We start from the raw sequence: 343 nt of genomic DNA, 5'->3' as shown, positions 1-343 counted from the left end.
GAACAATGGTACAGCAACGCTGACAGGTGTAGCTGTGGTCGATGATATTTTAGGTGCGGTGACCTTAAGCGATGTAGCAGGTGATGGCGTAGCAGTGCTAGCCGCTGGTGACAGTGAGAGTGGTACATTGACTTATACGATCCAGGCCGGTGACTTAGGTACGACCATTACGAACATTGCTACGGGAAGCAGTGATCAGGCCCCAGATGTTACGGATACAAATTCTATAGTAGTAGCTACACCAAGCATGGGTATCGTGAAGAGCAATACGATTACGGACCCAGATGGATCTGGCGATGTATCTGTAGGTGATGTGGTGACCTATACCTTTACAGTAACCAAT

1 protein-coding gene is annotated in these 343 nt (G+C 48.1%); it reads left to right on the top strand.

What is annotated here, in order from left to right; genetic code table 11:
- Positions 1-343: DUF7507 domain-containing protein (locus tag AC1EU5_RS16030; RefSeq protein WP_480193428.1), on the top strand; the 343-nt coding region annotated here is incomplete at both ends.

The organism is Maritimimonas sp. 2405UD52-3, assembly GCF_056591715.1.
The sequence above is the reverse complement of the archived record's forward strand: the minus strand, read 5'-3'. Positions and strand labels throughout refer to the sequence as shown.